Source organism: Paenibacillus ihumii (assembly GCF_001403875.1).
Classification (GTDB): domain Bacteria; phylum Bacillota; class Bacilli; order Paenibacillales; family Paenibacillaceae; genus Fontibacillus; species Fontibacillus ihumii.
Genome location: NZ_LN884299.1, coordinates 3,036,979 through 3,060,113 on the forward strand (window position 1 = coordinate 3,036,979; position 23,135 = coordinate 3,060,113).

The 23,135-nt window shown below is 48.8% G+C and carries 19 protein-coding genes, 1 tRNA gene, 1 pseudogene and 1 other annotated feature; of the genes and pseudogenes, 9 read left to right on the plus strand and 12 right to left on the minus strand.

Annotated elements, in window-relative coordinates:
* The first annotated feature begins 7 nt into the window (after positions 1-7).
* Entirely contained in the window at positions 8-655 is a 648-nt protein-coding gene (locus BN2762_RS20765) for a DUF2306 domain-containing protein (RefSeq protein WP_055108772.1), read from the plus strand.
* On the opposite strand, the gene BN2762_RS20770 is transcribed toward BN2762_RS20765, so the two are convergent.
* Positions 652-1,536 carry a DMT family transporter gene (locus BN2762_RS20770; protein WP_055108773.1) on the minus strand — a complete coding sequence of 295 codons (885 nt, stop codon included), beginning with the start codon at positions 1,534-1,536 and terminating at the stop codon, positions 652-654. The two genes, BN2762_RS20765 and BN2762_RS20770, sit on opposite strands and share 4 nt — an antisense overlap.
* Positions 1,537-2,089: 553 nt before the next feature.
* Here BN2762_RS20770 and BN2762_RS20775 point away from each other — a divergent pair.
* Positions 2,090-2,629: a transcriptional regulator gene (locus BN2762_RS20775; RefSeq protein WP_316246818.1), complete on the plus strand. Its 540-nt coding sequence runs from the start codon at positions 2,090-2,092 to the stop codon at positions 2,627-2,629.
* 650 nt (positions 2,630-3,279) lie between these two features.
* On the opposite strand, the gene BN2762_RS28355 is transcribed toward BN2762_RS20775, so the two are convergent.
* Positions 3,280-3,561 carry a GNAT family N-acetyltransferase gene (locus BN2762_RS28355; RefSeq protein ID WP_055108774.1) on the minus strand — a complete coding sequence of 94 codons (282 nt, stop codon included), beginning with the start codon at positions 3,559-3,561 and terminating at the stop codon, positions 3,280-3,282.
* Positions 3,562-4,027: 466 nt separating this feature from the next.
* Between BN2762_RS28355 and BN2762_RS20785 the strand changes: the two genes are divergently transcribed.
* Together BN2762_RS20785 and BN2762_RS20790 are read left to right on the plus strand one after the other, a co-directional pair.
* The gene (locus tag BN2762_RS20785) at positions 4,028-4,501 is read left to right on the plus strand and encodes an Lrp/AsnC family transcriptional regulator (RefSeq protein WP_055108775.1); all 474 of its coding nucleotides are present in this window, start codon (positions 4,028-4,030) and stop codon (positions 4,499-4,501) included.
* A gap of 27 nt (positions 4,502-4,528) precedes the next feature.
* Positions 4,529-4,990: pseudogene (locus BN2762_RS20790) on the plus strand (AzlC family ABC transporter permease); the annotation flags it as partial.
* A 588-nt stretch (positions 4,991-5,578) separates the two neighbouring features.
* Here BN2762_RS20790 and BN2762_RS20795 read toward each other — a convergent pair.
* Positions 5,579-5,651, minus strand: a tRNA-Ala gene (locus BN2762_RS20795).
* Between the two features lie 386 nt (positions 5,652-6,037).
* Between BN2762_RS20795 and BN2762_RS20800 the strand changes: the two genes are divergently transcribed.
* Complete coding sequence (locus BN2762_RS20800) at positions 6,038-7,888, plus strand: hypothetical protein (protein ID WP_055108776.1); 1,851 nt, start codon at positions 6,038-6,040, stop codon at positions 7,886-7,888.
* Positions 7,889-7,985: 97 nt separating this feature from the next.
* Positions 7,986-8,258, plus strand: a binding site (T-box leader).
* A gap of 91 nt (positions 8,259-8,349) precedes the next feature.
* On the plus strand, positions 8,350-10,053 hold the full coding sequence (locus BN2762_RS20805; protein WP_055108777.1) for a 2-isopropylmalate synthase: 1,704 nt from the start codon (positions 8,350-8,352) through the stop codon (positions 10,051-10,053).
* 506 nt (positions 10,054-10,559) lie between these two features.
* Here BN2762_RS20805 and BN2762_RS27865 read toward each other — a convergent pair.
* Positions 10,560-10,739 (minus strand): hypothetical protein, encoded by a 180-nt coding sequence (locus tag BN2762_RS27865; protein WP_222861103.1) that lies wholly within the window; start codon positions 10,737-10,739, stop codon positions 10,560-10,562.
* Between the two features lie 414 nt (positions 10,740-11,153).
* Between BN2762_RS27865 and BN2762_RS27870 the strand changes: the two genes are divergently transcribed.
* Entirely contained in the window at positions 11,154-11,384 is a 231-nt protein-coding gene (locus tag BN2762_RS27870; RefSeq protein WP_055108778.1) for a hypothetical protein, read from the plus strand.
* Here the strand turns inward: BN2762_RS27870 and BN2762_RS20815 are convergent.
* Positions 11,381-14,791, minus strand: coding sequence for a DEAD/DEAH box helicase (locus BN2762_RS20815; protein WP_055108779.1), 3,411 nt, complete (start codon positions 14,789-14,791; stop codon positions 11,381-11,383). The two genes, BN2762_RS27870 and BN2762_RS20815, sit on opposite strands and share 4 nt — an antisense overlap.
* A gap of 218 nt (positions 14,792-15,009) precedes the next feature.
* Between BN2762_RS20815 and BN2762_RS27005 the strand changes: the two genes are divergently transcribed.
* A complete protein-coding gene (locus BN2762_RS27005) occupies positions 15,010-15,177 on the plus strand; it encodes a hypothetical protein (protein ID WP_154674776.1) in 168 nt (55 codons plus the stop codon).
* A gap of 81 nt (positions 15,178-15,258) precedes the next feature.
* On the opposite strand, the gene BN2762_RS20820 is transcribed toward BN2762_RS27005, so the two are convergent.
* On the minus strand, positions 15,259-15,891 hold the full coding sequence (locus BN2762_RS20820; RefSeq protein WP_055108780.1) for a DedA family protein: 633 nt from the start codon (positions 15,889-15,891) through the stop codon (positions 15,259-15,261).
* 194 nt (positions 15,892-16,085) lie between these two features.
* Here BN2762_RS20820 and BN2762_RS27370 point away from each other — a divergent pair, with 194 nt between their 5' ends.
* The gene (locus BN2762_RS27370) at positions 16,086-16,700 is read left to right on the plus strand and encodes a hypothetical protein (RefSeq protein WP_055108781.1); all 615 of its coding nucleotides are present in this window, start codon (positions 16,086-16,088) and stop codon (positions 16,698-16,700) included.
* A 595-nt stretch (positions 16,701-17,295) separates the two neighbouring features.
* On the opposite strand, the gene ltrA is transcribed toward BN2762_RS27370, so the two are convergent.
* From ltrA to BN2762_RS20855, 6 genes are all read right to left on the minus strand, one after another.
* The gene (gene ltrA, locus BN2762_RS20830; RefSeq protein ID WP_055107312.1) at positions 17,296-18,588 is read right to left on the minus strand and encodes a group II intron reverse transcriptase/maturase; all 1,293 of its coding nucleotides are present in this window, start codon (positions 18,586-18,588) and stop codon (positions 17,296-17,298) included.
* Positions 18,589-19,176: 588 nt separating this feature from the next.
* The gene (pstB, locus tag BN2762_RS20835; RefSeq protein ID WP_055108782.1) at positions 19,177-19,935 is read right to left on the minus strand and encodes a phosphate ABC transporter ATP-binding protein PstB; all 759 of its coding nucleotides are present in this window, start codon (positions 19,933-19,935) and stop codon (positions 19,177-19,179) included.
* A gap of 12 nt (positions 19,936-19,947) precedes the next feature.
* On the minus strand, positions 19,948-20,835 hold the full coding sequence (pstA, locus tag BN2762_RS20840; protein WP_055108783.1) for a phosphate ABC transporter permease PstA: 888 nt from the start codon (positions 20,833-20,835) through the stop codon (positions 19,948-19,950).
* Complete coding sequence (gene pstC, locus BN2762_RS20845) at positions 20,832-21,734, minus strand: phosphate ABC transporter permease subunit PstC (RefSeq protein WP_055108784.1); 903 nt, start codon at positions 21,732-21,734, stop codon at positions 20,832-20,834. The genes pstA and pstC overlap by 4 nt, the downstream gene beginning before the upstream one ends.
* Positions 21,735-21,808: 74 nt before the next feature.
* Positions 21,809-22,750, minus strand: coding sequence for a phosphate ABC transporter substrate-binding protein (locus BN2762_RS20850; RefSeq protein WP_055108785.1), 942 nt, complete (start codon positions 22,748-22,750; stop codon positions 21,809-21,811).
* Positions 22,751-22,929: 179 nt separating this feature from the next.
* Positions 22,930-23,124 carry a hypothetical protein gene (locus BN2762_RS20855; RefSeq protein ID WP_055108786.1) on the minus strand — a complete coding sequence of 65 codons (195 nt, stop codon included), beginning with the start codon at positions 23,122-23,124 and terminating at the stop codon, positions 22,930-22,932.
* Positions 23,125-23,135: the final 11 nt, after the last annotated feature.

The following is a 23,135-nucleotide window of genomic DNA, read 5'->3' on the forward strand; positions in this document are numbered from 1 at the left end:
AAGTCATATGAAGAAACGTAATACGCTTTTTATTATTTTGTCCGTGATCAGCATGATTGTCATCCTGTACGCCTTAGTAAAAAACTACTTGATTGATCCGGAAGCGACGCAATTTTTGAGCCACAAAACCGGATTGCGCCGCGAGTTAAAGCTTCGGACATGGTTAAACGTAATGTATGTGCATATTGCCTTTGCCTGCATCGCCACGGCTGCAGGGCTGCTCAATTTTTCGAATCGGATCCTGGCCAAAAACCGCAAATTCCACCGCATTAACGGCTACGTTTATGTCGTGTCGGTATTAATTGTCGTGCTGACTTCCGGCTATATGGCCCCCTACGCTACTGGCGGAAAAATCAGCAGCATGGGATTCAATGCGATGAATATGATATGGATGGCTTTTACCATCACCGCGCTTGTCCAAATCAAAAGGAAACGGATCGCCCAGCACCGGGGCTGGATGATGCGAAGCTACGCTTTTTGTTTTACGAATGTGCTGATTCATCTTACGACCTCCCTTGTTCAACAGGGCTTCGGTTTTGATTACGCTGCCAGCTACTCCATTGGCGTCTATGCCTCTCTGGTCCTGCTGCTGATCCTTCCTAACTTTTTCATATATAGAAGCCAGTCAAGCTCAACATCCAATACAAAAGGCTAGCCAGAATGGCTAACCTTTTTCTTTCGTTGAAGAGTGGACAGCACTACTCCCCCGACAATCAGGAGAGAACCTAATATCTCCACTCCCGTGATTGGCTTGTACAGCAGAACAAATCCCATCACCATAGCAACAAAAGGCTCTAAATTAGATAAAATTGACGCTTTTGACGCATCCACATGCCGGATATTTTGATTCCAAATCAGCGTGGCTATCCCATGCACAACCACGGCTGTTCCAATTAAAAAAGCCCAATCCTGGATTTGGAGACTTATCCGAATGGGATGATCTAATGCAGATATGAAAGGCAGCCCAACGATAAAGCCGACGATATTTGAATAGAGAGTGATTGTCAGAGGATTGATTCTTTGAGAAAGTACTCTCGTCATAATAATCATTATGGCAAATGTCACCATGGTGAGCACGATCCATAACAGCCCTTGATCTACATGTATTGTTGAAAAGTTCCCTTTCGTCACTACAAAGAAAATGCCTAATATTGCAATGATGGATCCCAGCAGCATCCGAACCGTTAATTTCTCCTTTAAAAATACCGCGGCCAATACCCCTGCCAAAATAGGCGTCATTGCTAAAATTAATGCCGACGTTGTAGGGTCGGCGGTTTGCAGGCCTGCAAAAAAGGACCATTGATTAATAAACACGCCGATCACACCAAGAACAAACAGCAATATAAAATCGGTTTTATTGATACGCACAAAAGCTTTTTTAAAAGCAGCTAGTCCAACTAAAAACATCACAATAAACAATAGTCTCAATTCGGTCAGCACCGTTGGCGAGAAATGTTGGATTAGCATCTTTCCAAACACAAAATTGCTCCCCCAAACGATGACACAAAAAATGAGCCATGAATAAGCCTTGACCATAATACCATCCGCTCCTAATCTAAGATCAACTACTCTATTCTATAGACAAAAGCTTCTCGTGTATACGTTTGCCGAAATTACCCATTTGCAGTCCTATATTTAAACAAACTAAATCCTTTAGCGGTGCTTGTTATCATGCCTCGGATGGATCATCAATACATGTGATTTCTGATGAAACAGCGCCTCTAGGCCCGGTAGAGAGAATTGGTCGTTTGCAGGTGCTTCCTGTTGAATCCTCACCGATCATCTTTGACTCAAGTGGTTTATTTGAAATCCAAGCGCTTTATTTGGCAAAATTCATTTGAAAAATCCCCCACTATTGGCTACAATAGATTTTAAATTATCGGTGTAAAGCATATACCGCTTTGATATCCATGTTCTCGAACATCGGGTGTTAAGGCGGTTTTTGTTTTATTAGGATGGGAGCGAACTGGAGTGAGCATGTTCGAAGAGGTTTATCCAAAATGGCTGGATCAGCAAATTGCTAAGGAGATAACTCCGCGAAGAAGAGAGCTGCTTCGAAAGGGGCTGAGCTGGGAGATCGGTAGAATTTTTGCGCAAGATTTGGTTTCCGACCATAGGCAACTTTGATCACTTATACCCAGAATATAAGGTTAGAGACTATAACAACGGCTACCATTATCTTGATCTCGCGTATTTGCCGGGAAATGCCAGGGGCTGTATTGAAATTCAAGATTATCGGAGCCACGCCAGAGATATTGAAGTCAGTCGATTTAAGGATTTGTGCATGAAGCAGTCTTTACTGGTTCTAGATGATTGGCTGTTCCTCCCGATAGCCTATTTATCTATCAGCGACGATCCGGGCGTCTGCAAGCAGCTTACCCTTTCCTTTATTGGAAAGTTCCTCTCCTGCTCTGTACCCTCCGGACTCCATTGGGCGGAGGCTGAAACCTTACGGTTTGCCCGGAGACTGCTGCGCCCTTTTACACCCCGTGAAATTTCCGCCCATCTTCAACTTTCGGAGCAACATACGCGCAAAATCCTCCGCCAACTCGCTAGCAAGCAATTGCTGCTGATCGCCAGCGGCAAACAACGATATCGAACCTACAGGCTCCCCGATGCTGAAGCTTAGATCGAAACTTAGAGCGAAGCTTAGGGCATGACTTGGACCGTAAGCGAGATGTGACCCAACATTAGAATGAGATGTGGGCGGGAGCGGGTGCGAATGACCGAGAATGGAACCGAAATATGACAGGATCGAGACGGAGATTTAGACCAAACCAAAGCAACCGAGAACTTGAACAAGACAAGAAGTGAATACAACCATAAATACGACCGCGAAGCATAACGCATATGGTGAGCTCGACCGTAAAGTGAATGCGGACCGTGACCGAAACATTATAACGAATCTTACGATCGCTATTGGTCTAAATACAACCGTTATCAAAATGTAACGAAATCAGATAACCTTATTTCATTCTTTACGGCTCCAAGCAGAGGATAAACCCGTAAATAGAGTGTCTGAAATTCGCTAGATTTAAATAAACGCAAATATGTACGAATAGCGTGAGTGAGATTCGTTAGACCTGAATAACGGAACGGTCACCTCCTATGCCCGCCCCGTTCCAAACAGAACAAAAAAAAGCCAGCAACTATGGCTAGCCTTTTTTCCTATAGAGCCTAGGAGCCTAGGAGATCAACCCCAATCCCCTGAGTTCTTCGCTGTCAAAAATGCGGCTTCCCTCCATTATCGGTTGCACTGCCCAAGAAATTGATCAATATTCATCTCACATATTTTAAAGATATAAGATGGTTTATTCCATTATTCTCAGCGAACCTTCTTGGAAGTGCTTTCCTCTTGTACTCCTTAAGCCCTAACTTATCGTAAAATTTTATTGCCTTGATATTCGTATCGGCCACCTCTTCAATCAAGTACACTTTATTTGGCGTACTTTCGATAATATAAGAAATCACTTGCGAAGCCTCTCCTTGACCTCTGAATTCGAGTGCTGCTCCGAAAAACTCGATTGAACATTTATCACCGATGGGATTACTGAAAGGCACCTGAAAGATTCTCTCTTAAGTACTAATCCTGCAAGCATTCCTTTGTAAAAACCCAAATGTTTTATCAGTTGTTTTAGTATTGAAACCCCGTTTGATGAATACTTCCCTTTTCCGCTAATTCTGATTAAAAACCCAAATTACGAGCGAACCTATCAGCTTGCTTTGGATGAGAAGCGATATTTGGCAATAGCGGCACGCAAATTACGAGACTGCGTCCTTCATTATTCTGCAAATTTAAAAGGATAAGAACCTGCTTCTAAGCCTATTTGTAATAATTTAATTCAGCATCCCTAAGCGGTTGATTTGAATAGCTGCTCACAGCAATCTGAATATAACTCCAAAGAATTATATTCTGTTATTTTTTATATTTATAGAATTAAATTCGTTATTTATTTGACTATAATTATCAAATTCGATAGAATGTCTAATCAGATGAATTTAATTCATTTCTCAGGAGGTGTGCGGTATGATGAATAGTCTTGACGAAAATGATAAGGCAATATTAAGAGAACTGCAGGAAGATGCTTCAATATCAAATTTGAATTTATCAAAAAAAATTGGGCTTTCACCATCGGCTTGCCTTGCAAGAACAAAAAACTTAGTAGAAACAGGGATTATCAAAAAATTTGCAACTATTGTTGATGAGAAAAAATTAGGAATGGAAGTAACTGCTTTTGTACTCGTCAACTTAACACCTCTGAATAGAGAAACCATCCATTCGTTTTTAGAGGTCATAAACAAATTGTCGCAGGTTCAAGAATGTTACACACTTACTGGAAGCCATGATTATTTGCTTAAGATTGTTGCAAAGGATATGGAAAGCTATCGAAATTTCATTATCGATTCATTACTGCAGAATTCCGCAGTCAGTAGAGTTGAAACAAGTATGGTGATGAGTATAGAAAAAAGAACCCTCTATGTGCCAGTTGACGAGATTTAACATAATACACCTAGGATGTGAGTCATCATGAAAAAAGGAAATAAAATCTGGATTGCTTTTAGGACAGCTTTTCCATCTACCATACCCATTTTTGCAGGATTTGTATTCTTGGGAATCGCATATGGAATCTATATGCATTCACTTGGTTTCAATGCCATTTATCCATTTCTAATCAGTCTAACCGTATTTGCGGGTTCTATAGAGTTTGTTACAGCAAATTTATTGCTTGGAGCATTCAATCCGGTTCAAGCTCTTTTTCTAACTTTGATGGTTAATGCACGACATTTGTTTTATGGCATTTCAATGCTTGATAAGTATGGGGATAAAGGAAAGAAAAAGTGGTATATGATTTTTGGACTTTGCGACGAATCTTTTGCGATCAATAGTACGATGAATATACCGAAGAATGTCGACCAAGGCTGGGTTATGTTCTTTGTTACACTGCTTAACCATTCCTATTGGGTATTAGGTGCAACTTTAGGCGGCATTACATAAAATAATGCAAAGCCTGCCGCCCCGACAAGTACGATAAAAATCAACAGCCGCCATCTTTTCTTTTTCATTATCCTCTTCATCATACCGTCCTCCCCAACTAAAAGTAAACTCAGTCTAACTTATTACGTAACGTAATACGCAAGGGGGATTGTTGAAGATAACACAAAACGCCCCGCCCCTCTCTGCACTTTGCTGGAGGCTCGGGGCATGTGTACTGTACTGAAAGGCAACGATTTTTTCGTACTCTTTGCGGCTACCCTCCATCATTCGCTTCGAATCAGGAATGCCCAGCGGCGTCCACAAGAACGATTGCAAAAATACTTACCTCAGAAATGTTCCCACTATCCGAATAAAATCTACAAAAGCGCTCCCAGAGGCGAAGTAGATACCTTTTTCTCATTAATAGGCGTATGTAACCATGCCCTTTGTCCAAAAAACTATAAGATCGTTCATTCTAATGTCTGACCACCATCGCATCGACTCCCTGCGCGTGGGCGAACCCCTATTTTGGGGTTCATCGTCCCCTAGGCAATCCGAACAAAAAAACGCCACCACGATATGTGGTGACGTTCCTTATTAGTATGGAGCCTAGGGGGATCGAACCCCTGACCTCATCGCTGCCAGCGATGCGCTCTCCCAGCTGAGCTAAGGCCCCGCAAACGACTATTTCATTATATGAAATTGTTAGTTAGAAGTCAAGCGCTGCTTCCAAAGTTATTTTTCGACAACATACAACAATACGTGCTGATTATCGATAAAAAATAAATTTCCAAAAATGACCTTTTTCTCATGCCAAAAGTATTCCTTCTTCCTCCGTCCCATTCCACTCTCCTTCCAAAGCTCCACAAATCAAATATCTACCAACAAAGAAAAATAATTACATATTCATAGGAATATATGCTCTTTGTGGGATTAATTATATTCCCTTTTAGAATCATAATGTACTTATATAATCCATTTTATTCCATTTCAAAAAATCTATCTTCAATTCCAAATCCGGTAACACGAGCTTGTTCTTCAAAACTGAAAGGAGTGAACTATTTGTTTAAATCTCCGGCCCGACGATTTAATTTATTTAAACCCTTGCTCCGCAGCCCAAGCCTCTTTTTTGCTGCACTAGTAATTACGCTGTCCGGCATAACCGCAACTGAAGGACTCCCCGGCCTGGCCCCGTCTATTTATGCAGCAGCACCAGAGCCAAAACAGACGGCCATGGAATGGTCCAGGGACTATGGGACACGTTCCTCCGGTAAAGGCGCCATCAGTACGTCGGACGGGGGATATTTGTTGTTGGGCGATATTTCGGAGCCTGGCCCCTGGGGGTATCTGGAAACGCTGGCTTACATCGTGAAGACCGATTCGGAAGGCAGTACGGAATGGGAGACGAAAATCAACTACTCCTCGAATGACCAGGCAAGAAATGCCATAGAAACGCAAGACGGCGGTTACTTGGTCGCAGGAACGATTACGGATTACAGCGGCAAGCCTTACAGCGTAATCTACCTGGTGAAGCTGGATGCCCATGGCAACATTCAATGGGAGAGCACCTATGATGACTCTTACTACTATAACAACCCGCTCTCGGTCATAGAGACAGCCGACGGCGGGTATGCCGTTACCGGGTTTGGCGCGACCAGCGCCGGCATTTATTCCGCCTTTGTCCTTAGAGCCAATGCCGAGGGCGAGCAGCTGTGGTACAAGAAATATTGGTTCGGGGACGACCAGGATTTATATGATCTCGTTCAAACTCCGGACGGCGGCTTTCTCGCCGTAGGCAGCATTACGAGACAGAGCTATGAGATCGGGGATGTCCAAAATGCGCTGCTTATCATCAAGCTGGACGCACAGGGCGTTATGGAGTGGAACAAGCAGTACCAGGACAAGACCGCAAACTTCCTTGCTTATTCCATTATCCCGGCCCAAGACGAAGGCTACCTCATCGGGAATCGCAAAACCTCTTACGGCCAAAGCGATAACCTGTTAACCAAGATTGATGCTAGCGGCAATATTCTCTGGGAGAAAGCCTATCCTTCCAAATATGAGACAGGTACAAGAACCTACAGCCACTTGGTTCCCGCCGAGCACGGCTACGCCTTGCTTGGAGCTAATACGAAAGGGGACTACCCGAACATCAGGAGGCAATACGCCGTGCTGACCGTCGACCATGAGGGACTAGTGCTGGGCGAATATTTATACGAGGGACCGACGCTCTACAGTCACGGCGAAGGAGCGGCAGCTCTGGACGGCGGGTTTATCGTAACAGGCACAATCAAGAGAGGCGATTTCTACAAAGCCCAGCTGAGCAAGCTGCCCAAGCCGCAGGAAACCGCTCCGCCGATCGATCGGACGCTGATGAAGATCACTTTTACAGAATCCGAGAAAAAAGTGCTCAAAGGCCATAGCGCCCCTACCGTTATTCAGGCCGTCTACTCCGATGGTTACACGAATGCCCTCTCGGCTGCCGCGCAGTACCAGATCGAAGATCCTTCAATTGCAGCAGTTGACGGCCTGGGCCGGATAACGGGAATCGAACCGGGCGCTACTCGTCTTGTCGCAAGCTATCAGGGCCTGCAGACCACTATGTCGATTATCGTGCTGCCCGAGGATTCAGACGAACTAGAGCCGGCCGGCTTCAATCTGGATTCCAGCGAATACTCGCTCTCTGTCGGAGATAGACTGGATACAAGAGCATACATTTACGATTATGCCACTTCCAAGCGAACCGACATCACCCACCTCACAAGGTTCAGAAGCGAGAATCCGGAGATCGCTGACTATGACGACAATGGCGACCTCGTAGGACTCAAGGCGGGAACGACCAAAATCAACGCTTATTACAAAGGAAGCTATAGGTCGGCAACCGTTCAGGTGCTGCGCTCCTCCGCCCCCTAAGAGTGAGCGGCACTTCCGACTTAACGAAATACTTTACAAAGCCTTGTCAAAAATATCTTGATTCCCTTGCTGCATTGTAGTAAACTAACGTCAATATTCAAATACGTTGAAGAGGAATAGTAGGATTGACGCTGGGCGCCCAGAGAGCTGTTGGCCGGTGCAAAACAGTCGCAAGCCAAATCCGAACTCACCTTGAAGTAGCTCGCTGAAATTGTATTAGAGTAGGTGGAGCCGGAGCCTAACCGTTACAGTAGGAGGATATACGGCCGTGTCTCGTTCGAGTGCGCAGCCCGTATCCGCAGAGTGCATACCGTTACGGTATGAATCAGAGTGGTACCGCGTAAGCTGACAACAGCCTTTCGTCTCTAATGTCATTGGAGATGGAAGGCTTTTTTATATTCCTAATACAAATAAGTTGTAAATTAATGAAGATCCAATACGAGGGAAAGGTGGACATTGCTATGAAAAATTTCGAAAAATACACTAGAGGTTATTTTATGCCTCCCAAAACGAGCCTGAAATGGACGCAAAAGGAGTACATTACCGAAGCCCCTATTTGGTGCAGCGTCGATCTTCGCGATGGAAACCAGGCCCTGGTCGTACCGATGAACCTGGAGGAGAAGCTCGAATTTTTCCAAGTGCTCGTTAAGCTGGGCTTTAAAGAAATCGAAGTCGGCTTCCCTGCGGCCTCCGAGACGGAATATACCTTTCTGCGCACCCTGATCGAGCAGGATCTCATTCCCGACGACGTAACGATCCAGGTGCTGACTCAATCCAGGGAGCACATTATTCAGAAAACCTTCGAATCCCTCAAAGGCGCAAAGCAGGCGGTCGTGCATCTGTACAACTCCACCTCCGTCGCCCAGCGTGAGCAGGTATTCCGGAAATCCAAGCAGGAAATTATCGATATTGCGGTGACCGGAGCCGAGCTGTTGAAGAAATATGCGGCAGAAACCGAGGGCAATTTCAAATTCCAGTACTCGCCTGAGAGCTTTACCGGCACCGAGGTCGATTTTGCGCTTGAGATCTGCAATGCCGTGCTCGACGTATGGCAGCCAACCGCCGACAACAAGGTCATCATCAACCTGCCGGCTACAGTCTCCATGTCCATGTCGCACGTTTATGCGAGCCAAATCGAATATATGAGCGATCATTTGAAATATCGAGACAACGTGATCCTGTCCCTGCACCCACACAATGACCGGGGAACCGGGATTGCCGATACAGAACTGGCCCTGCTTGCCGGAGGCCAGCGCGTCGAAGGAACGCTGTTCGGCAACGGGGAGCGGACGGGGAACGTGGACCTTGTAACCCTGGCCTTGAATATGTACTCCCACGGCGTCGATCCGAAGCTGAATTTCGAGAATATCCCGGAAATCATCGAGGTTTACGAACGGATGACCAAAATGAAAGTGAACGAAAGACAGCCGTATGCGGGCAAGCTCGTATTCGCCGCTTTCTCCGGCTCTCACCAGGACGCCATCGCCAAAGGCATGAAATGGCGCGAGGAGCATGACTGTGAGCATTGGACGGTGCCTTATCTGCCGATCGATCCGAAGGATATCGGCCGCGAATACGAAGGCGATGTCATCCGCATTAACAGCCAATCCGGCAAGGGCGGTATCGGCTACCTGCTTGAGCAGCACTACGGCCTGGATCTGCCGCCGAAAATGCGCGAGGACTTCGGCTACCGGGTCAAGAACGTCTCCGATCGTCTGGCCAAGGAATTGATGGCGAACGAAATTTACGATATTTTCAAAGAAGTCTACGTTAATATCAACTCGCCTGTCGAGTTCCTGAACTATCGCTTTACGCACCACGATGATTATGAGACGACGGTTACAGTGAAGCAAGACGGAGTGGTTCAGGAGATCAACGGAGTAGGCAACGGTAGACTGGACGCGATTAGCAACGCTCTGCAGTCAAAGCTCGGCATCAGCTACAGCAATCTGGTCTACAAGGAGCATGCGCTTGAGGTCGGCTCCAGCTCCCAAGCCGTATCCTATGTCGGCATTACGGCGCCGGACGGCAAGATCCATTGGGGCTGCGGCATCGACGTCGATATCATGACCTCCTCAGTCAAAGCGCTCTTCAGCGCCGTGAACAATATGACCCAGGAGCAAAGCGAGCAGGCCGCTGCCAAGGGGGCCGTTATCAAGAAGTAAGCAGCAAGCAGGTAACAAGTACGTAACATGTAAATAACAGGCAAGTAGCAATAAGTATGCAATTTGTACGCAGCAAGCAGGCAACTGCTAGCAAGGAACTGCAAACAGACAACTCTAGCAAGGAGCAACAAAGGGGCAGTCCCAGAAGTCATTATAGATGACTGAGGGGCGCCCCTTTCTTTTAAAAAGCTATCCGTTTTGACAGAATCCGGTTTTGCCTGAATCTATTTCTGTAAATTTAATTTCTCCCTTATTGCATCCCATTCAGGCTCATCTATATAAGCTGCCGACTAAGCTTGTAAACTCGAACATAGCTATCGAACTAGAACATAAGCTGTCAAACTCAAACATGAGCTGTTGAACTAGAGCATAAGCCTTTACACTCGAACATAGCTGTTGAACTCTAACATGAGCTGTTGAGCCTATCTAACTAGAACATAAATGGAATTCATGTATCTAATTATGCTCTAAACAAATGATTCAATGAATTAGATGGATTTTATGCATCAAAAATCAAGAATCCAGCCCATGATGGCGATCTCCCTTCTTCTAACGACGTAAAATCCATTTAAATTTGCTTCCCTTTCTTTGCCGCAGAAATTAACTACCATAAATCCATTTAGAACAGAAGTCCGCGATTCAGGCTCGGCGTAAAGGGGAGCCGGGAGCGTGTTTAGTCTCATCATGGGCAGCCGGTGCCGGGAGCGTGTTTAGTCTCATCATAGGCGGCCGGAGCCGGGAGCGTGTTTAGTCTCATCATAGGCGGCCGGAGCCGGGAGCGTGTTTAGTCTCATCATGGGCAGCCGGTGCCGGGAGCGTGTTTAGTCTCATCATGGGCAGCCGGTGCCGGGAGCGTGTTTAGTCTCATCATAGGCGGCCAGAGCCGGGAGCGTGTTTAGTCTCATCATAGGCGGCCGGAACCGTGAGCGTGTTAGTCACATTATGGGCAAGCGGTCGCTTCCAAGCCTAAGTGCTGACAACTTTTAAAACCGACAGAGTCAATTTTAAAAGTTACCAACACACTCCGGATTTCGGCTTTCAAAATTCAGGCCTATTCTAGATTATGAATGGGGAATCCATTAAAAATAAATGTTCGTTCTATGCACAAGAAGAGGCTGTCTCCCAGTCATCTAAAAAAAACCGTCATTGCCGATGCGGGCTATGACGGTAAAAATAAAATCTTGGAGCAGAACAAAGTCGAAGCCATTGTTAAGTATAGTACGTATCATTGCGAAAAGAGGCGGCATGACAAAAGGATAGGTTTGGGACAGCTCCTTTTATTGTCGCTTTTATTGGTCGCCAAACGATTCTATTGTCAGTTCAACCGCTAGATCGCCAGGATCTCGCGGATTTCCTCCTCCGTCAATGAAGACAGCGCCTCCTGCCCTGGCTGAATGACCTCGTCGATCAAATTTTTCTTCTTCTGCTGCAGCTCGTACATTTTATCCTCGACAGTGCCCTGCGTAACCAGGCGAATGACGTGAACCACCTTCTTCTGCCCCATGCGGTGCGCCCGGTCGGCAGCCTGCTCCTCCACGGCAGGATTCCACCACAGATCGTACAAAATAACCGTATCAGCTCCGGTTAAATTGAGCCCTGTGCCGCCGGCCTTCAGGGAAATCAGGAACACGTCCTTCTCCCCGCCGTTGAACCGGCTGCACAGCTCGACCCTTTCCGCTGCCGGCGTACTGCCATCGAGGTAGAAGAATGGAACGCCTTCATAGCCCAGCTCCCGCCCGATCAGGCCCAGCATTTCCGTAAATTGCGAGAAGATTAACATGCGTTTCCCGGCGCTGCGGCATTCCTCCACGATTTCCAGCAGCTGCTCGAATTTGGCCGAGCTCCCCTTGTAATCGTCTACGAACAATCCAGGATGGCAGCATAGCTGGCGCAGCCTAGTCAGGCCGGCCAGAATTTTAATCCGGTTCCGGTTAAAATCATCCTGATCCAGATGCTTGAGCGTCTCCTGCTGCAGCTTGGCCAAATAGGCAAGATACAGCTTCTTCTGCTCAGGCAGCAGCTCGGAGGCCTGCAGCGTCTCAATCTTCTCCGGCAGCTCCTTCAGCACATCGCTTTTCAAACGGCGGAGCAGGAATGGACGGATTCGCCGGGCAATCGTCTCCCGGGACAATTCATTGAATTCCTTTCTGCCCGGGAAGAGCTCCGGAAACACCGCCTCAAAAATCGACCACAGCTCCTCTAGCGAATTCTCGATCGGAGTTCCGGTCAGCGCAAACCGGTATTTCGCGTAAATCGACTTTACTGCCTGTGCCGTCTGGGTCGTATGATTCTTGAAGGCCTGAGCTTCATCCAGCACAAGCGTATGGAATGAGCGGCCTTCGTATAAATCGACATCCCGCCTCAAGAGCGGATACGACGTAATGATGACATCGATCCCGGAGGAATTTCTTATCGCCCGTCCCCGTTCGGTCCGGCTGCCGTCTACGACAAGCGCCTTGATATCCGGGGCGAACTTGCCAAGCTCATTGCGCCAATTATACACGAGGGAGGCCGGCGCGACGATCAGCGCCGGCAGATCCTGCTGGCGGATTTCCGGGAGCACCGAGACGATAAAGGCAATGCTCTGCAGCGTTTTTCCAAGCCCCATATCATCGGCCAGTATTCCGCCAAACCGATAATGCGCGAGGGTCTTCATCCATTGGTACCCGTATTTTTGATAGTCCCGCAGCACATCGACCAGCTGCTGGGGAACGGGAAAATCCAGATGGTCCGGATTCCGCATATGATCCAGCAGACGCCGCAATGATTTGCCCAGCTTCACATTAGAGGCCGTTCCCGCATAATTCATAAAATGAAGCCCCCGAACGGCAGGCAGCCGGGCTTCTGCACCGTTCAAATCGGCCCGGCGGATCCCCACCTCGTTCATAAGCTTAATCATCTCCTGGAACTCGCTGCTCTCCAGCGGAAGCAATGCCCCGTCCGGCATCCGGTAGTATTTTCGCTTCTCCTCCAGCGATAAGAGCACGTTTTTGATTTCCGTTTCCGGAATGCCTTCCATTTCAAATTTGAATTCCAGCCAGTCGGTTCGCTCATCTACATTGACACGGATTTGCGGCGGCGCATGTTCCGTGTACAGCCTGGCCTTGACCGCAGAGGTGGCATACACATGAACCAGCTTCTCCAGCTCCGGCAGAATCCTGTACAGGAACTCGTATTCACTATCCTCATCGTCCAGGAAATAGCCGCTTTCCGTTTGCGCGAACAATCCGGTCTCCATCAGACTCAATATTTGCCCCTCTTTGTCGCCGTCGCGCATAATGATACGGCTCTCCCCGCGCCGCTCATCATGAGGCGCTAACGGATTGAAGACAATGTCCCCGTACTGGAATTCGAGCCCGGCCAGCAGGCGGTCTCTGACCCTGTCCAGGTAGAGCCTGGCCGTCAACGCCGCGTGCACGATTTGCTCCGAAATCGCTTCGCTCATCTGAACGATGCCTAGCTTTCGCAATCCGGGGACGACCTTCTCGATGAACGGCTCCATTTGCTCCGCCGATATAAATATGTCCTGGCTTCGCGAGAAATACAGCATATGCTTCAACTCAGATAAACGGCCGCATTGCTCTGCAGGCAGCGGGACCAGCTTATCGCCGGACAGCACGAGCCCATATGGCTCCAGGACAATAAGCTCGTCCAGCCCGTCGATCCGAAGCTGGTATCCCCCCGAATCATGCGAATCGAACTCGAAATGAAGCGGAAGCCTCTCATTGGAAATTTCAAAAGCGTGCGTTCGATGCTGCTCCCGCATAATTTGCACCGCCGAGTTCCCCGTAAGCAAAGGCTGCAGACCATCCCAGGCAAACGGCGGAATAAGCAGCAGCCGATCATCGCTGATCAGCCGGTCATACGCCGAACTGGCCCCAAGCTTGGAGCTGGTCTCCTGGTACATCCGCTCATTGCGGCAGATTTGCAGCAGCTGGCGAATGACGATTTCGTCTTCAGGCCGAAAATAATGAAGCTCCGGCAAGTACGTGAAATGTTTTGAGAACTCATAGGGCTCCCCGCGTTCCACACAGTCGAGGAATTCGCGGATTTTTTGCACGATATACAGCCGCTTCGTCCCGACCTTAAGCTCCACGCCAAACAGATGCTTCTGAGACCGGTAGGGATGCAGCCTGCAAATGATTTCAACCTCAAGCGGTGTCTTGAGATCAGCCAGATGCTGGGTGCGAACCAGCCGGCCCTGCGGTCTGTCATCGAATATTTTTAATATCCCTTTAGTAATCCCTGCGTCTTGTGTAGCAAGCGAGCTGCGCCGGAATCTTGACGTCATGTGAGTCCCGTTCGACCATCCACGGCCTGCCCTGCCTTTTGGAGAGCCCGGCGCATAGGAGGAATCTGAATTTACCGCTCGAGCGGCAGCTCCTCGCAGTCCATCGGCCTCGTCCAAATCCGCGGTCAGACTGTAAGCCCGGTCGGGCTTGGCCCCGTCATGCTTTAGGTCATGGATTGCAATTAATGCCCCGGCGATATGCCGGCAATAATGATCTCTATTCCCGCTCGCGGGGCAAGAGCAATCAGCCTCCACGTCACCATCACTATCGATGATTACAGATACACTGTAGCTCTCCATGCCCCGAACCCGTACTGTATATTCCGAAGCCCCAGGATCGGGATTATTTAAATGCACCTGTCCATTTTGAACATAGGTATCCCCTTGCTTGTAATTAGCATCACCGCATAGTAATTTGATAACCCTGGTCGTCAACTGAACGCTCATGTTCCTGTCCCTTCCTATTGAAAATCATATAACATCGCTTTTCCGAACACTTTCGAATATCCAGCTATAATGATAACAGAGTGCCAAGGCTTTAATCAAAGAACAAAAACGCATGAATCCGCCCATCCTGCCTGACGCCGGAAAACATGTGCATTGCCCATGCCTTGAGAGCAAAAAGCTGCATATGATGAAAGAACAAGATTTGAGCAGGTGATAGCTTGGCGAAAAGGAAAAAGAAATCAAAGCAAGAGGATATTGAATTAGCAGAGCTTACCGCCGATGAGCTTGCAATCATTGCTGCTGGATTGAGCTTGATAAGTAATATTTTCACGATATGGTCACTGGTTAAAGTAAGGGAAACCGCTGAAAGTGAAGAAAATAAATAAAAAGGCGCGAAGCAAGCATCTGCCTCGCGTCTTTTAGTGCTTTTTGTGTCTATAAATCGTCCCGCCCGTAGACCATAAGGGCTAACCAGGCTCTTTCTCCGCCTTCGTCTCCTTCAAGCGAAGCCTCCGCCATTTCCAGATAAACCAGAATACCAGCAGCGCCCCGATCCCCGTGCATATGTATTTCAAATAGCTCTCTACTAACGAGAATATATGCTGCCACTGCTCCCCGAACACATAGCCGATGCCGACGAACACAATCACCCAAATCGCTGCCCCGGTATAAGCATAAATAGCGAATGTCCGGAACGGCACCCGGATAATTCCCACGAAATAGCCAAAAAATTGCCGCACGCCAGGTACAAAAAAACTGACCAGCAGCATTTTATTTCCGTATTTATCATAAGTGCGCCTTGTTTTCTCAATTTGGGCGGGCTTGATAAATATCCATTTGCCATACCGCTCCACCAGCGGGGCCCCTACCTTGTATCCGATCAGATATGTGACCGTGACCCCGATCACCGCTCCTGCAAAAGCTGCCGCCATAGCCGGGAACAAGCCGAATACGCCTTTATAGGCCAAATAACCTGTAAACGTAAGCGTCGTCTGGCCTGGAGGCAATGGCAGCGCAATAAAATCTATAGGAAGTCCAATCAGCAATACCAAATATCCGTACTGCTTGAACATCAGCTCAATCCACTCTACTACATTCATCAGAAATCTCCTTATTCCGAGCGGTGCCTCGATTGAATATATATACAAACATAAACCTGCTATTTATGTTACCAAAACGACTGCGCAGGTTGCAATCCTCCGCAGGGCATCGAAGAAATTGCCGCACCTCTCTATGGGCTATAGCATAGGATGTCATCAGCACAGCACATTGGATATCAGTGGAGGTTAAACGCATGGCGCCAAAAGAAGGTCATCAGCAAGTGGTCTATCAGGCCAATCCGAATGCCGTCCAAACGATCAAAAGCATGAAGGAGCAGCTGCACAAAATCTGTAAGCAGTACTCGAACCGGCCTGTTCGCATCCAGACGGCAGACGGAATAACTTACGAAGGCGTATTATCGCATACGGACGGCGGCCTGTTGTTTCTCATGATTCCCGGCCAGCAGGGCGGCGATGATCCGGAATACGGGTACGGTTATCCTAGCAGCTACGGACAGTACGGTGGCTATGGGCAGTACGGACAACAGGGGTATGCCGGACAATACGGCCAGCAATACGGACAGCCGGGATATGCCGGACAATACGGACAGCAGTACGGACAGCCAGGATATGCCGGACAATACGGACAACAGTACGGGCAGCCGGGGTATACCGGACAATACGGACAGCAGTACGGACAGCCGGGGTATGCCGGACAATACGGACAGCAGTACGGACAGCCGGAATCCCCAGGCGGCTACACAGCCCCAGGATACAGGTACAACCGCGGTTTGTTCGGCTCCTATTACTACAACAATGTCATTCTTCCGTTAGTGCTGTATGAACTGCTCGTAATCAGCCTGCTGTAATTGCAGAGCCCCGGTATAATTTAGATCAGCGGGAACCGGACAGGATTATGCCGCCTGTCCGGTTGGTTCTGATCATGACGACAGCTCTGCTGCTTCTAGTCTATCCGGCAATTCATGAATCATAGACAACTCCTGTTCTAGGGAGACCATGCACATATAAATAACTATATCGATTTTATCGTAAATTATCGTAAAATAGACAAGCCTCGTAGAACAGCGTATGCCCGTCTACATGATCGAAATCAACATCATATCTGGATTTTATTCATTTAAATTCCAATTCCTAACTTACAATACCACGGACCTCAAATGGTTTCAATCGGGGACCATGATTGGACCATGATTATAATCGTAATATCCATCTTTCCTCCCAATCACACACCTCGCTGCGATCAGCCGTTAACAATTCTGCTGTATTTATTGTACTCCACCCCTACGGGGATGTGCCAATTTTTATCCATCTTCCAGAAACAGAAATAAAGCAGCAGCATTGCTAGAGTGAAAGGCTGGGCGGGGCCCAGCCCCTCCTCATCAAACCGTACGTGAGGTTTTCCCTCATACGGCTTTCCGATGTTCGTCATCATGAGCATGCAGATTACAAGAGCGTTTTAAGTCCATATTGAATAGACAAAGACTTCACTTCGCGCAGCGAACTCAACCATCGTCTGCGTTTGTGTTTCTTAGCATACCACTTCGCAAACCGCTGCCGGATATACCAATCCAACTTCGCCATCTTCCTCTGGCTGTAAGCTGTGTAGTAGTAATTGCGCCAGCCTTGAATCTTTGGATTCAGGTACTCCACGTGCTCTTCGAAACTCAGGCGTCGCATACCTGGCGGAGCTAATCGCTCTTTTACCCCTTCCCGTATTCGCTCTTCCGCCTTCCGGCACAACCACTGCTGGGTTGTGTAGTACACTTGGCCTTTGGATGTTTCGGCCTTCGTCTTTCGATGATGCATGCCCAGAAAATCGAAGCCTTCTTCCCCAGTCCAAAGTCCAACGATGCGCGTTTTCGTGGGGTGCAGGGTTAATTCCAGGCGTTCCATAATCGCTCGTATGAGTTCATAGGCCCGCTGTGCGTCCTTCTTCGTCTTGCAGATGATCACCAGATCATCTGCATAACGCGTCAGTTCCCCAAGCTTACCGCCATGTCGTTCCCACAGAAGATCAAAGTAATTCAGGTAGATGTTCGCCAGCAGTGGTGAGATCACTCCCCCTTGCGGTGTACCCAAGTCTGAGCGTCGGATGTTTCCTTCTTCCATCACTCCCGCACCTAACCACTTCCTCACCAACTTCAAGATTCGCCTGTCACTGATCCGCATTTCGATCAGCTTCATCAGTTTCTCCTGATTGATGTTGTCGAAGTAGCCTTGGATGTCGACGTCGACCACCCAATTTCCTTTGCGGTTGCATGCTTTCCGGATTCGCTCCAACGCCTGTTTCGCGCTCCGCTTAGGCCGAAAACCGAAAGACGTGTCCTGAAAATCCGCCTCGAAAATGGGTTCCATGACGAGTTTGGTCGCCATCTGGATGACGCGGTCTCTCACCGTCGGGATCCCCAGCGGTCGCAGTTTGCCATCTTTCTTCGGGATGTAGTGGCGTCTAACGGGTTGTGGATGGTACTTCCCTTCTTTCAGTAGCCGTTGACATTCAAGCACAAAACGCATTTCTCCCTGTTTCTCGATGTCTGCCAACGTCTCTCCATCCACTCCTGCCGAGCCCTCGTTGGCTCGTACCCTTCGCCACGCTTCCCATAAGATGTCTACCCGATAGACCTTGTCGTACAGCGCGTGAAATCTTCGCTTCTTGTTCTCCTTGGCCGCATGACCGAGTTTCCCTTGGAGTTGTTGAACGTTTTCCTCTGGTGTTGTTAGCCGTTTGGCATTCACTGACTCGTACCTCCTCAAGAAACTTGAACAAAGCAGGGCTCCTTCCCTCCCGCAGGTTGTGTTGTCCTGCGTTCCACGGTACTATGAGCCCCTCGGACTCCCTTCCTGCAGACCGTTCACTTCACCTCTGGGGCTTATAGAAGGCCTCTTTACGGTTTCTGCAACCGTGCAGGGGAGGGCCTCCCCAGTTCACTGCATCCTCTTTCATACCATGCCGTTCCCTCTACGCCGGAGGATTCTTCACTGTCGCTCCAAGTTCTAGGCAGCTTCCATGGCCTTCGTCCATGTACGCGGGACTCGGCTTCCTCTTTTCCCTCTTGCGAGGCCTTTTTGACGACGCGGCAGGATTCACTTTCATGTTACGGCCTGGTATGTTGCTCGCCCTGCCTCTGACAGGTACTTTCGTCGATACGCTTCTACGTACAGATTTCGCCATACGTAGGTATCCTAGCTACGCGGGGGCTTGGCCCTTCCCGCGACCGGACTTTCACCGGCTAGAAGATGCGTGCTTAGCTGGGCACGCCGCACATCAAAAAAGCAGACGAGGATGAATCCTTCATCCACGCCTGCCTTTACGCTGCATCCAGTTTATCCGAATCTTCCGGAAATATAATCGTCAGTACGCTTTTCCTTCGGATTCGTAAAGATTTTGTCCGTGTCATCGAATTCAACGACCTCGCCCATTAGGAAGAATGCCGTCTTCTGCGAGACCCGTGCCGCCTGATGCATGTTATGGGTAACAATAATAATGCAGTATTCCTTCTTCAACTCAGCGATCAGCTCTTCGATCTTGGAGCTGGACACCGGGTCAAGCGCCGAGGCCGGCTCATCCATCAGGATGATGCTTGGACTTACTGCGATCGATCTGGCGATGCACAGCCGCTGCTGCTGCCCACCGGACAGCGAAAGCGCGGAGCGGTGCAGCCTGTCCTTCGTCTCGTCCCACAAGGCGGCCTTCGTCAAGGATTCCTCGACGATTTGATCCAGCTTTTTTCTATCCTTAATCCCGTGATAGCGGGGGCCAAAGGCAATATTCTCATAGATTGATTTATGAAAGGGGTTCGGTCTTTGCCAGACCATGCCGATTCTTTGGCGAAGCAGAACTACGTCGGTCTTAGGATCATTGATATTCTCGTCGCCGATCCATATTTCCCCGGTAATTTTAGCACCGCTGATAAGATCGTTCATCCGATTCAGGCTGCGCAGGAACGTCGATTTCCCACACCCGGACGGGCCGATCAGCGCCGTCACCTGCTTCGATTCGAAGTCAAGCGACACATTCTTGACCGCCTGCTTCTCCCCGTAGTATACGCTCAAATCCTTGACGGACAGTTCGATATTGCTCATAGAGGCTCCTCCCTATTTCGTTGCTGTGAATTTCTTGTGCATGACACGCCCCAGCCAGCGGGCCAACAGATTGAACGCCAGCACAGTGAGTATAAGTACGGCTGAAGCCCCTGCAGCAATTTCCGGAGCGTCTGGAGCTAATCCTTCCGAGTTGATCTTCCAAATATGAACGGCCAGCGTCTCCGCAGGACGGAAGGGATTCAGCGGCGACATCGGGCTGAACGGGTTCCAATCCGTGAAATCGAGCCTCGGGCTGCTCATCCCCGCCGTAAATAGCAGAGCTGCCGCTTCCCCGAACACGCGGCCTGCAGCGAGAATCGTTCCCGTCAGAATAATCGGCATGGCTATCGGCAGCATAATCGAACGGATCGTTTTCCATTTCGACAGGCCAAGGGCCAGGCTTGCTTCCTTCTGCGCAACCGGTACGCTTTTCATGCCCTGCTCCGTAATCCGGACCATAAGCGGCAAGTTGAACACGGTCAACGCAAGGGCCCCGGAGAACAGCGAGAAGCCGAACCCGAATACGTTAACGATGACCAGCAAGCCGAACAAGCCCACAACGATCGACGGGAAGGAGGACAGCACTTCCACGATCAGGCGGATAAAGTCCGTTACCTTCCCCGGCTTGGCGTACTCGCTCATATAAATTCCCGCGCCAAGTCCTAGCGGAATTGTAATCAGCAGCGTTAAAACGAGCAAAAACAAGGAATTGAACAGCTGCGGACCGATACCGCCGCCCTCCTTGATCGTCTCTGGCGGTGAAGTCAGGAAATCAAAGCTGATATGCCCGAGACCCCGAACCAGTATGAAGCCAAGAAGCCCGGCAAGAATGAGAACGATAAAGCCAGCCAGGGTTACAATTACGGCTGTAGCGATTTTGTCTGCTGTTTTTGCGCTCATCGGTTAGCTCTCCTCTCCAGCCACCGTACAACGAAGACGAACACGAAGGTCATCATCATCAGGATGAGAGCCAGTGTCCACAGAACATTGTTCTGCATCGTGCCCATGACGGTATTGCCCATGCTTAATGTAATTACGCTTGTTAAAGTAGAGGTGGATTCAAATAGCGAGCCCGGAATATGCGGCGCATTCCCGATCACCATCTGTACGGCCAGCGCTTCCCCGAAGGCGCGCGCCATGCCGAGCACGACGCCCGTCATCAGGGCGGGCAGCGTCGTAGGCAGCACCGTTCGATACAGCGTCTGCCACCGCGTTGCCCCAAGCGCATAAGAACCTTCTTTAAGCCCTGGAGGCAGCGCAGCCAGAGCATCGGTGGCAATGGACGTAATCGTCGGTAGAATCATAATCGACAGCACGGTGGCGCCAGCAGCGATCCCCAGCCCTTGACCCGGAAAGACGTCCCGGTAGAAGGGAACGATGACGCTCAGGCCGACGAACCCGTAAACGACGGAAGGAATACCCGCAAGCAGCTCGATTACGGGCTGTAAATATTTCCTTCCTATTTTTGGCATAATTTCAATCATGAACAGCGCCGCACAAATTCCAAGCGGTGCCGAAATGAGCGCGGCGAGCAGCGAGGTGCTGAACGACCCGATGATAAACGGCAGGGCGCCGAAGATTGGAGGCTCCCCGTCCGGCTTCCACTGGGTGCTGCCGAATATTTCGGCCACGCTGATTCCATCCTTGAAGAATGTGCTTAATCCTTTGGTAGCCACGAAATAAACCATCGAGAAAATAGTCACTACCAGCAAGACAATGCATAGTGATGTAAATATTTTACCGGTCCATTCTTCGATAATATGTTGCTTTGGTTTTTGTCTTCTGCCGGTATGAGCCATAAGACCTCTCCCTTTACACAGCACAGAAAGAGGCAGAAGATTCCGCCTCTCGCTTGCCGATATGATGTCGTGTATTATTTATTCGTAATGTTGCCGTCCACGTCGCGCGTTACTTGCATTTTTCCGGCTGGAATATATCCGAGTTCAACGACATCGTTATTTTGTACGTCATCGGAAACCATGTAGTCCAGGAATGCTTTCACGACTTCATTCGGCTCGCCTTTCGTGTACATATGCTGATACGCCCATACAGGATAGCTGCCGTTAGCAACATTTTCTTCGTTCGCTTCGACGCCGTCATACTTCAGGACTTTGATTGAATCGTCCAGGTAAGACAGGGCAAGGTAGCCGATAGCACCCGGTGTTTCTTTCACCAGTTTTTTAACTGTGCCGGAGGAGTCCTCTTGAATGGAGCCCTGAAGATCTTCCGTTTTAGTGCCTAATGCATATTTCTCAAACGTCGCACGCGTACCCGAGCTCGACGGTCTGTTTACGATTTGAATCTTCTGATCCTGTCCGCCGACTTCCTTCCAGTTGGTGATTTTACCCGTAAAGATACCCACCAATTGATCCTTCGTCAGATTATCCACCGTGATTTCCGGATTGATGACAGCGGCCATAGCGACAACCGCTACTTGATGGTCAACCAATTCAGCGGCTTGGCTGGCATCCAGCTTCTCTTCGGCGAATACGTCGGAGTTCCCAATATCGGCTTGTCCGCCGGATACCTGAGTCAGGCCCGTACCGCTACCGCCGCCTTGCACTTGGATAGAAACCTTCGGATTTTGATCCATGAATTTCTTAGAAGCCTGATCCACCAGAGGCTGAAGCGCCGAAGAACCCACAGCCAGGATCGAACCGGATAGTTCGGATGAAGGCGTCTCATTTGCCGGAGTTTCGTTAGCAGCGCCTGGAGCCTCTGCCGTATTATTAGACTTCGGCGCGTTATTTTGACCGCATGCGGCCAACATGATAGTCAATACTAAAGTCATTACTAACATCAAACTCTTTTTCATTGTTAAGGTTTCCCCCTCATTTGTTTGTACAACTTGATTATAGAAACCGAATATCAAAAACGTGTATGAGTTTTGTAAACTCTGTGTAAAAAATAATAAATACCCGCTTCTTTCACTTAACGTGAATTAAACGGGTATTTATTATTCAGATCTGTGATTAAATTTAGTGGAACGAAGCATTAGTTTGCCTTAGAGGAGCTGCGCAAATACCTTCGGATCGCCCAAAGTCCGGCTGCAGTTCCCAAAACGCCGCATGCGCTCACGATGGCAACCAAATCATAGGATTGCCAGCGAAGCAGGAAGCCGATTCCGCTGCCAAATGTCGTGCCGGCAAGAAAGCCTAGCGCCATACCGGCCTGATTGTTCCATCTCACTAACGCAATCC